Annotated in this window: 8 protein-coding genes; 2 read left to right on the forward strand and 6 right to left on the reverse strand. The window is 32.5% G+C overall.

Annotation, left to right across the window (positions count from 1 at the left end; translation table 11 throughout):
* Positions 1–3 precede the first annotated feature (3 nt).
* The 6 genes from A1704_RS15080 to A1704_RS15105 form a co-directional block, all read right to left on the reverse strand.
* The gene (locus A1704_RS15080) at positions 4–1,416 is read right to left on the reverse strand and encodes a 5-methylcytosine restriction system specificity protein McrC (RefSeq protein ID WP_062674757.1); all 1,413 of its coding nucleotides are present in this window, start codon (positions 1,414–1,416) and stop codon (positions 4–6) included.
* 4 nt (positions 1,417–1,420) lie between these two features.
* Positions 1,421–3,535: an McrB family protein gene (locus A1704_RS15085; RefSeq protein ID WP_062674759.1), complete on the reverse strand. Its 2,115-nt coding sequence runs from the start codon at positions 3,533–3,535 to the stop codon at positions 1,421–1,423.
* Positions 3,536–4,378 (reverse strand): HNH endonuclease, encoded by an 843-nt coding sequence (locus tag A1704_RS15090; protein WP_062674762.1) that lies wholly within the window; start codon positions 4,376–4,378, stop codon positions 3,536–3,538.
* Positions 4,379–4,403: 25 nt separating this feature from the next.
* Positions 4,404–6,173: a restriction endonuclease subunit S gene (locus A1704_RS23900; protein WP_065119636.1), complete on the reverse strand. Its 1,770-nt coding sequence runs from the start codon at positions 6,171–6,173 to the stop codon at positions 4,404–4,406.
* Positions 6,170–7,768 (reverse strand): class I SAM-dependent DNA methyltransferase, encoded by a 1,599-nt coding sequence (locus tag A1704_RS15100; RefSeq protein ID WP_062674764.1) that lies wholly within the window; start codon positions 7,766–7,768, stop codon positions 6,170–6,172. The genes A1704_RS23900 and A1704_RS15100 overlap by 4 nt, the downstream gene beginning before the upstream one ends.
* A gap of 141 nt (positions 7,769–7,909) precedes the next feature.
* Positions 7,910–8,134 carry a helix-turn-helix domain-containing protein gene (locus A1704_RS15105; protein ID WP_062674766.1) on the reverse strand — a complete coding sequence of 75 codons (225 nt, stop codon included), beginning with the start codon at positions 8,132–8,134 and terminating at the stop codon, positions 7,910–7,912.
* Between the two features lie 392 nt (positions 8,135–8,526).
* On the opposite strand from A1704_RS15105, the gene A1704_RS15110 reads away from it, so the two are divergent.
* Positions 8,527–9,342: an RNA polymerase sigma factor gene (locus A1704_RS15110; RefSeq protein ID WP_062674769.1), complete on the forward strand. Its 816-nt coding sequence runs from the start codon at positions 8,527–8,529 to the stop codon at positions 9,340–9,342.
* A 1-nt stretch (position 9,343) separates the two neighbouring features.
* The gene (locus tag A1704_RS15115; protein WP_062674771.1) at positions 9,344–10,438 is read left to right on the forward strand and encodes a transposase; all 1,095 of its coding nucleotides are present in this window, start codon (positions 9,344–9,346) and stop codon (positions 10,436–10,438) included.
* The last annotated feature ends 200 nt before the right edge of the window (positions 10,439–10,638 follow it).

The following is a 10,638-nucleotide window of genomic DNA, read 5'->3' on the forward strand; positions in this document are numbered from 1 at the left end:
AGTTTAACGTTTTTCTGATTCTTGATTTAGCAATTCATTTATCTGATTTATGAATTTTGACTCAGATTCTTTTATAGATTTTACATTTGAATTCTTATTTAATTCAACTCCAAAGATTCCAAATCTGTTTGAATATTGATCTAAAGTATTTGATATATGTTTTCCTGAAACATCAACCTCTTTTTGTAGTGGATAAACTAATCCAGACAATACATTTTTATCGTGATAATAATAGCTATATGTATGCAGTTGAAAAATATCTTCTCTATCAACGTCCAAATAATTATAATTCATTGTTTTGAACTTTGCATCTAAAATAGCATATTTATCTTGGTTCACATTATGCAGAATAAAATCTGGAATCATTTTACGACTAAAAAAATGATTTTTATAAATAGATATTTCTTTTTGAGCATCTAAACTCCAACCTTTAAGACTAGATTTTAAAATCTTTTCAATATATAGTTCAAACAATTCTGATGTGTTATAGAGATTTCCAGATATTTGTTTTTTACTTTCTTGATTAAAATCAGGACTAAAACTCTTAATGATTACTTCCGCTAATTCTAAGACTTTTTTAAACTGAACAAATAGAGGATTTGCTAAAATAGGATGGCTTTTAGCTTTAAATATTGTATCACTTTTTGGCTTAATTTTGCTATACTTAGAAAGTAGTTCATTATAAACATTTCTTACTTTAAATAAAGAATTTGATGAGTACTTATTTTTAATGATATATAAAGTATAAAACAAAACATCAATAATTTCTTGTATATCACTTCTATCACGGTAATGAACGGAAACTTTTCCTTGAAAAGGAATGTCTCTCTTTATGAATGAATTAAATTCGACTTTACCTCGAACAGTATTCAGTCGCTCATTAACATTTTGAAATCTTTTTGGGAGTCCTAATATTGATGCTTTCTCTAATTTTTGTAAAAACATAAAACATAGAAGATATTCAAGTTCATTTGTTCGTGTTTTATAACTTGTCAGGATGGCTTCTGAGTCCAAAGAAATGTTATTAGCATAAGTAAGCAAATGATTCAATACAGAAACATTGTATCGCTCACTTAATGATATATTAATTACAAATCCTTTGTAATTAATATATCCAGCATATTGCCCGGTTTCTATATAATAAATCGTCTCTCCTCCAATTTTTTTTTTGTAAAACTTAATTACAAAAGCATCTTGATCTTTATCTAAATTTGTCGATTTACGCAAAGAAATTACATTTAAATTACTGAAGCGACTATCACTAAGATATACTTCATCAAAATTATCAAAACAGTCTTTGATCATCTGTTTATTAAATGAACTGTCATTGGATTTTAAGAATTGTTTGATTTCCAAATCAGTCCAACCAATTTTATCGTTTCTGTAGTTGTAATTTACTGGTAAAGTTATGTGCATCACATTACAGCTTAAAATAATTTTGAGCTTCCGCTGACTTCTTTTCTATTTCTGACTCATCGTAATAAGCTCTCAAATATTCATTTAAAGTCGGCAATAAAAACTCTCGGAAAAGTTGATCCATACTTTTTTGATGAATATGTTTTTGCTTTTCAATAGTTGAAATCTTCATATATAAAGAATGCCCAAATTCGAATGACTTTCCTAATCCTAAATATTTCGAATCTGAAATAAATTCATTTAAATTCTTACAAGCATCAACATAATCTAATCTATTTATAAATAATTCTCCTTTGTTACTTTTTACATTTTCGATCACATCATAATCGCAACCAAAATAAATCCATTTAAATCTGCGACGTAAAGCAAGGTCAAAACTATCAATATTTTTGTCCACATTATTCATCATTCCAATGAAATATAGATTGTTTGGAACACCAAAAAGAACGCTTCCAGTTTCTGAAATTTCATAAGCTAACTCTACTTTTTTCTTTTCCTCCAGCTGTTCTTGATAAGATGAATACTGTGTACTGAATAGATGTCGATCATTAAAGTCATCTACAACTACGTCCCGATATGAACTTTCTAAACTAACCAAAGTTTCTCCAAAAACAGCAGATAAGTTTGCCCTATTGATTTCATCAACCACAAAATAAAATTCTTCGTTAGGTCTGCTTTTTGCCAATTTGCAGAATTCTTTAAATGCACCGTTAATTAATTCGAATTTTAAATTACCATTTTCTGTAACGCCACAAGGCTTTATTCCCTCTATGAAATCCTCATAGCCATAAGATGGGTGAAAAACAACATATTTTACTCGTGAAGAATCACCTTTAGTTAAGAATTCCAAGTCTTGTTTAATTTTATATGTTTTTCCTGTTCCGGGTGGACCGTATAAAATAACATTTGGATTACTTTTGGAAAAAAGTGATTGAGAACTTGCTAATTTCCAAAGAAAACGAGAAACAATTATTTGATTAGCGTAGTTGTCCTGATCTATATTTAATATTTGCTTTACTGCAAAATTGATATGAAAACTCTTTTCTATTTTAGATAGACTTTGATCATCACCAAAGAAATATTGGTATAGATCATCCAACCTATCATTGTATGCATAGATAAACTGAAAGGGATGAGATAGAACCAAAAACTTTCTCAAAATCTGTTTTGCTGAAATAAAATCACAATCTTCTATCAACTTCATTTGTTGGAAAATTTCTGATTCATTTACCACATTTCTGAAAAACGTTTTATACTTTTCAAATTCTGATTCGGCTTCTCCTCTATTATTTTTATTAAAATTATCAGGATCTTTTCTATCGATTGTAAATGAATTTTCATTTTTGTCAGCCTTAATACCAAAACTCAAAGCTGAACCCGCAGGTTTAGAGGAACCAAAAAATTCTCTTGATCTTCTTTCTAAAAAATTACATAGGTACGAACCAGGCAGACCCGTATCATTAGCCTGTCGGTTCGTATAATCATCAAGTGCAAAAGAATTGGTTTTAATCTTATCAATATAACTTTGAAACTCATTAACTATTACAGAAGCATTATCACTTAGCGATATTTTGTCACTATCACTATACTTTTGACAAAAGGCATTAAAGAGTTGATTTAATTGTTTTTTGCTTAGGTCTGACAGTATAATATTTTTCATAATTGATTCTAATCTTTTTTTCTTTGTTTCTATCGATAATTGCTCACAGATCTTTTTATCAACGGCATTGTCCCAAGGTTTTAAAATATACAAAGCTGGAATTCTTGATGCATCACCAAATGCAGCATCTTGAAAATTTAGGTTTAGTCGATTTAATTCAACTGAATCAATTGTTAATTCAAGATAGCAAAAGTATTTTTCATTTGGCATATCGGGCAAATGTCCTTTCGCTGGTAAACTTTTTACTATACCCGATAAAAACAATCTTTTATTTGAATTTGCTCCTTGAGCAATTAGTATTATATCACCTATTTTCACTTCGTTTACAAAACGTGCTCCTAAAGAATGATCAGTACCCCAACCCATGATAGCTATTTTATATTTCAAAATAGCATCTTTCCATTGTTTTTCAACAGAAGAATCTTGCTCAACATTTGGTGAAAGAACCCAATAATTCATCTATGAAAATTTAGGATAATTATTCGTACTTACAGGCAACTTAAGATCTTTTCCATTATAATCCCAATACTCCGAGCCTTCCAATGAAGAATGCACTTCAATTTTATAATTAGCAGAAATATTGATCAACCGTTTTCCCTCCACATAAATATCAAACAAATCGTGAATATCCGATCTCAGTAAAATTCCATTGCTTATAACACTAGTATGAGCCCCATTGTAAGGCTGAATATGAGCAGCTTCTAACAACTCAACAACTTTACTACCTGTCACTGCACAAGTATTGTTATAAGCTTTTAGAAGTTCTTTTCTGAATTTTGATTGACGAAGACGTTTTTTTATTTTTTGTAAAGTGTACTGTAGTTCCTCATCATTTTTACTATTTACGAATTTATCATTCTCAATTTGCTCAGTTGAAAAACCTCCAATTAGTTCATTCCAATCATTTTCGTTTAAATTTGAAGTTATCAGTAAGCGTTTGTGAATTGCACCATTAGGTGTTTCTGGATTGACTTTACCCTTTTCTCTGATCTCATCATTTGCATTAGATTTAAATCTATCTAAATCTATTGATTCAAAATTAAATTCAGTCAGATCTTCAAATCTAATTTTTCGATAGTGATTGTCAGGATAACTATTAGCAGTAGTTGGCTTTGCAGCAACATAAATAGTAATATTATGAGCCTTAATTGTTTTTAGCTTATCCAAAATATGTCTAAACAAAATTGTATGATCCTTATATCTACCTCCGCCACCAGCATCAAGAATAAGGCCTTCTAAATGCGTTACAATATCATATCCATAAGATAGTCTTGCATCAAATGTAGTTTTTATTTCGTTCATAGGATATTAGTTTTTTATTTTTTAATTATTTCTCATACTGTAAGGTTTCAATTAAAAAACTAATTGCGCTCTCCACATTCGCATCACTGAAAATCGTTCGCTCCAACTTCGCCTCCCATTCTTTTTCAGATTTTATAATGTCCAAAACATTGGTTGAAGTAAACTCAATATTCTTTTTAGAAAGCTCTATCAAACTATTATCAACTGTTGCCAAAAGCTCCAGTTCATCATTAGACTTAAATTTAAACTTTGTAACAAGCCAATCCAAATCGGCTATTTGCCAGTAGTTGGAAAAGTATTTTTTAGCATCATCTATCTTTTCGGCAACTACAAATCCTGTCGTACCTTTATCTCCTTTCCAGTTTTGTATGTATTTGCTATTTAGCGCAATCTTTTCAGGACCGCCGTATTTTGTTTTTGGGTTGTAAGGTCCTGCAGCTTTTCTCAGATAATCCTGAATTTTATTGTCTGAATATCTGTGAAAAAGATAAGAAAGCTTGGTATATCTTTTTCTACCCAAAGGGAATTTTTCGCTACCAAATCTTTCAGTTAAACATGCAATCAAAACGGCTTCTTTAAATTCTTTTGGAGCTTCTTTTTTAGGTTGTTCTAACGGAATGATTTTAGCCTCAATTGGTTTTGTTTCTAAACTCTCTACATCAATTATCCCCATCATTAAACGTGGTAACAAAATATCCCGAGTCTCTCGTAAATGTTTGTTTTGAGATTGAAGATTTTCTTTAATAACATATAATGGCGCACAGTAATCATCAAACTTCTTTATTAGAGTATGAATTGGTTTGATAATTTCTTTATTGTATGCTGCATCCCGATTTAAACCAGGGACAGCAGCATCATTATTGACAAAAGTTAAGCTTTTTATCAAATAGTAAAGATATTTTAAGCTTAACTCGCTTGTCGCATAATAAACCGTATCAATTGGATAAAAGTTATTATTTTCAAAATGAACTGATCCAACATTCCCTTTTCTTCCTATTATTAATCCTGGACCTTTTACTAGATAATCAATATGAGTACCAACAACTCCAGATGAGCCATATACATTAAATTCACCTTCAATTCTAACTTCTTGTTTTAATGCTTTACCATAATTAAGGACGAGAACATCTCTAAGTTTTGCAATACTCCACCCTTCCGGCAAACCATTCTCATCAAAAACCGCAGTCTCATAACCCGGAAAACGCATCCGAACAAACCATTCCTCGTAGGTTTGTTGTGCCATTTCTTCTAAAATTTTTATACGCTTTAGGTTATTCTCTATCAAATCATCATAACCAGATAAAATGTTGGCAATTTTGCGTTGAGTTTCTTTATTTCCAGGAACACATATTTTGATTGCACAGAAATTTGATTTACTGACGTGGTGTCTACCAGAAGCGGTACCTGGGTTGGCATTTTCAACTTTTGGAAGATTTATTTTCATTAAATAAAATATAAAGTCCTCATCATACAATTCTGTATTAGGAATTATAACATTCACAGACTGATTAGTAAAACACCATTGGTCAGCCTGAAACATTTTTTCGCCAACAGTTCCAATAGTTACTACTCCTGTTGCTTTGGGCGGTATGTAAGAATTTTTATATTTTTTAAAGGCTTTTTCTGAATAATTTTCTTCCCAAGTAGTTACATATCTTCGCCCGACTTCCATATCAGTAGGCTTAATGAAAGGATAACTGCCTCCATAATTATCTTTGTCATTCTTTGGTGGTGTATTTCCTGTAACTACTTTTCCTAAATCACCGATTGTTATCTCTTTCCAACTTTCTCTCATAATTTAAAAGCTTGAATTTGGTTCATCAATTGGTTAGCTTCGGTATTCAGTTCAGCTAATTCGCTGTGCAATTCCTGCATTCTGGCTTTGTAATCAAACTCCATATCAATATCAATGCTTACCCCCACATATCGTCCTGGTGTAAGGCTATAATCCTGTTCTGACACTTCATCCAAATCCACCACTTTGCACAAACCTTCTACATCACGATATATTCCTTCAGGGAAATGCTCGTTAAACCAAGAATTGTCTGTTGCGACTTCAGGAACTTCACCTCGGTATAATGCCATTATAGCTGTTAATCCTTCCAATTGCTCAGGAGAAAAATCATTAATCGTAGTGCTTATCTTTCGATAAACATTACGGGCATCGATCATCAGTATTTTATTTTTGTTTTCTTTTCGCTTACCCTTATCAAAAAACCATAAATGGCAAGGAAGCGAACGAGTATAGAAAAAGTTGTTCCCGATAGAAACGATACAGTCAACATTTCTTGTTTTTACCAATTCTTCACGAATCCGTTTTTCAGCATTTCCAGCATCAGTTGCTGAAGATGCCATTACAAAACCAGCCCTTCCAGTTGGGTTCAGATACGACATAAAATATTGTATCCAAAGATAATTCGCATTTCCAATTGTTCCTTTACCAGTCAGTGGTGCACCAAAAGGTAGACGTTTATCTTCTGCTAAAAATTTATTCTTAGCATCAACTTTGTCAACATTAAAAGGTGGATTTGCCATCAGGAAATCACACTTTCCAAATAATTCGTGCGGATCACTGTAAAAAGAGTTATTATTAGCGATACTACCGTTTATTCCGTGGATGGCTAAGTTCATTTTAGCAAGACGAGTGGTATTGCTTTTATATTCTGTACCGAAAACTTTTATGGCTTCGTTTACTTTTTTATTCTGATGATCTTTGATAAAATGGGCGGTTTGTACAAACATACCTCCCGAACCACAAGCAGGATCGTGAATAATCCCGTGATCCGGTTGAATAAAATTAACTATTAGTTGCACTAATGAGGGGGGTGTGAAGAATTCACCTCCTTCTTGTGCACCGGCTCCCATCATTGAAAGTTTCATCAGGAAATATTCATATACTCTTCCAAAGACATCTCCTTTCGCTTTTTGAACTGAGTCACTATTAAAAATACGGATCAGATTTGCCAGTAAATTATTATCTGAATCATCTTCAGGAGTCAGCTCCTGATAATTTTTAGGAAGAATACCTGCCAGTTCTTCATATTCAGCTTCTATAAGCTTCATTGCAGAGTTTACAGCTTCGGCTAAATCTTCGCTTTCCGGTAAGTTGGCAAGATGGGTATACTGTGCTTTTTCCGGTAAAAACATTGCGCCAAGAGCCACATAATCATCTTTCGTAGCATCACGGCGTTTTTTAGTACGAGGATTTATGGGTAGTATTTCTTGTAATTTATCTTTTGCTTCTAAATATTTATTTTCAGCAAAACGCAATAAAATTAATCCTAATAGCGGATCTTTATATTCAGCAGCAGTCAACTTTGAATTAGCTCTTAATTCATCAGCTGCTTCCCAAAGCTCTACTTCGAGTTGTTTAATATCTTTTTGAGTCATATTAACCTGTTAAAAACCAAACAAATATAATTTTATAAAATTCTGGTTTAGAATTTATAAAAATATAGCAATTTATTTAAGTTTAGAACACTTAATAGATGATTCTTTACAATTAATATCTACTTTTTTTAATCGTAAACATTACTTTAATTTAAAATCAAACAATTCTTGTGGATGCACATCTAGACCTTTGGCTAATTCTTGAACAGTTGAGATTCTAAGATCTACTTCACCTTTTTCTATTTTACTAATATTACTATGATCCACATCACATTTTTGAGCCAACTCTCTATAACTTAAATTTAGCTTTTTCCTAAACATCTCCACTCTCTTACCAAATGCTATTCTAAATTCTAATTTATCCATTGCAGTTAACTTTGAATAGACAAATTGATGAGATTTAAATAAATTTTTGTAGTTTAATTAGCCTACATTAAGAAAAATGTTTTATATTTGACAAATAAGTTACAATAAAGGTAACTTTGCGATACTTCAATAATAATAATCGAAGCTATTGCTTAGATTCTCGACTAGAAAACTGGTAATTTTTATGTGTACGGGAAGATAAGTAAATTAGCTCACGACCGCGGCGTGGGCTCTCTTATCGTACACGGGTATACCAGTGCCTCTAGTCTGTAAGTTGAGTTCCACGCCTTTCTTTTGGGCAAAATGTAGTGAGTGAGTATTATTGGTGTAGAGAATTCATCTTATAAATCGAAGCAGTTCTTCAAGTGATTGTCAAATCTTATGCACTGCTTATGAAAAGAACAAACTCCTTACCCCGAATGCTAAACGATCATCAGTTATATGAACTGCTGAAAAAAGGCAATCCCACCTCATTAGAACATATCCATTTACGCTACAAAAGACTCCTTTTCTGGATCGGAAAACAAATGCTTGAGGATGATTTTGTCGTGGAAACGCTGGTGCAGGATACATTTCTTAAACTCTGGCTAAACCGTGATTCGATTGAAACTCCAAATCATATTCTTGGCTTTTTACGGTTTGTTCTGAAAAGAGACTGCATAACTTATTTCAATACTCCAAAGAATAAATTTGCACGCTTAACAGCTTCACTTGAAAGTTTTGAAAATTATCAAGATTATCTTGTAGGATATGATCCTCTGCAAGACAAAGAACATCTACTTCAGCAGGAGTCCGATCAAAAAGATTTTGATGAGGTCTATAAGATCTTAAAGGTAATAAATCCCAAAAGAAAGCATCTTATTGAGCTATGCCTTCAATATGGCTTCCGATACAAACCTATTGCAGAAGCAATGGGAAGCAGTGTGAAAGATATAAGCAATGAGGTAAATAGGGCAATAGATGATCTAAGAAAAATCCTAAAGGAAAGTTCTAATGACAGGCTAACTATTAAATCTCAGAACAATAAGGTTCAACAAGGAGAACTCAGCAGTCAACAAATTGAAATTATGAAAAGAAGATTCGATAAGAAATCTTCATTTGCAGTCATTGCACGAGAACTTAACCTTTCTGAAAAAGAAGTGCATCAAGATTTTCTTTGTGCCTATCAATATTTGCAGAATCGGAAAAACTCTGAAATACCTGTTTGATATGGAGAAATCTACGATGACACTTACCCGAAAAATTCAGTTGCTGATTAATGTTCCAACAAATCAAAAAAATGAAATGTGGGAAAAACTGTATAGGTATCAGAACCGTTGTTTCCTAGCGGCCAACTTAATAGCTTCCCATTTGTATGTTCAGGAAATGATAAAGGATTTCTTTTACCTCACCGAAGAAATCCAATACAAGTTAGCTGATGAAAAAAAAGATCAGATGGGAATGTTTAACCGTTCGAAAACTAACACTACAGCACGAATGATTTATGACCGATTTAAAGGTGAAATCCCCACAGATATTCTGGGAAGCCTGAACAATACTATTCAATCAACCTTCTCTAAAAATAAAGCCGATTATTGGCAGGGAACAAAATCACTGAGAAATTTTAAAAAAGACATTCCAATACCCCTTCCGGTTAAATGCATCAGCAAAATGAGATATGACGAAGAAACGAAAGCGTTTTGTTTTAATATGTTTGCGATACCTGTAAAAACATACTTAGGAAAGGACTTCTCTGATAAGCGTCTAATAATGGAACGCCTCCTAAAAGATAAAATAAAACTTTGCACTTCACAGATACAACTGAAAGACAGGAAAATCTTCTGGCTTGCAGTTTTTGAATTTGAAAAGGAAGAACATCTTTTAAAACCTGAAATTATTGCGGAAGCTTCCCTATCTCTGGAACATCCGATTGTCGCAAAAGCTAACAATACGCGAATTAATATCGGCTCAAAGGAGGAGTTTTTGTATCGCAGACTTGCAATTCAGGCAAGTCAAAAAAGGATTCAAGATGGCATAGCCTATGCCCGTTCAGGAAATGGAGCTAAACGCAAACAGAAGGCATTGTATAAAACAGAAAATCTTGAAAGCAGATATGTAAGTCATAGACTTCATTTGTACAGCCGAAAGCTTATCGATTTCTGTATCAAGCAAAAGGCAGGCACACTTGTTCTCAAAAATCAGGAAGACAAAATAGGAATTGCAAAAGAACAGGAATTTGTGCTTCGCAACTGGAGTTATTATGAATTGCAGACCAAAATAAAATACAAAGCAGAAAAGGCAGGCATCGAATTGATTATTGGATAGCCAAGAACAACGAGGGTGCTTGTACACCCGCAGGGTGAGGTCTTGAACACTCACTAAATACTCACTAGTATATTGAATTAGTCAATACTTAATCTGACAGTTATAATCAAATTAAATAACTTTAAAACAGATTAAGTATTATGACAACACAACAAAAAATTATCAAAAACAAGCTAGGCGTACTTGAATTAGCACAACAT

Source organism: Chryseobacterium cucumeris, assembly GCF_001593385.1.
Taxonomy (GTDB): domain Bacteria; phylum Bacteroidota; class Bacteroidia; order Flavobacteriales; family Weeksellaceae; genus Chryseobacterium; species Chryseobacterium cucumeris.